Annotated in this window: 1 protein-coding gene; it reads left to right on the plus strand. The window is 54.3% G+C overall.

Annotated features, from left to right (window positions below):
• A partial coding sequence (locus tag FDW92_RS04835; RefSeq protein WP_323054455.1) for an EF-Tu/IF-2/RF-3 family GTPase occupies positions 1-398 on the plus strand: 398 nt, incomplete at both ends.

Consider the following 398-nt stretch of genomic DNA (forward strand, 5'->3'; position numbering starts at 1 on the left):
GGCGTTGAAATGTTCCGCAAACTGCTGGACGAAGGCCGTGCTGGTGAGAACGTTGGTGTTCTGCTGCGTGGTATCAAACGTGAAGAAATCGAACGTGGTCAGGTACTGGCTAAGCCGGGCTCTATCAAGCCGCACACCAAGTTCGAATCTGAAGTGTACATCCTGTCCAAAGACGAAGGCGGCCGTCATACTCCGTTCTTCAAAGGCTACCGTCCGCAGTTCTACTTCCGTACTACTGACGTGACTGGTACCATCGAACTGCCGGAAGGCGTAGAGATGGTAATGCCGGGCGACAACATTAAAATGGTTGTTACTCTGATCCACCCGATCGCGATGGACGACGGTCTGCGTTTCGCAATCCGTGAAGGCGGCCGTACTGTAGGTGCGGGCGTTGTTGC

Source organism: Citrobacter sp. wls706, assembly GCF_005281305.1.
GTDB lineage: Bacteria > Pseudomonadota > Gammaproteobacteria > Enterobacterales > Enterobacteriaceae > Citrobacter > Citrobacter werkmanii.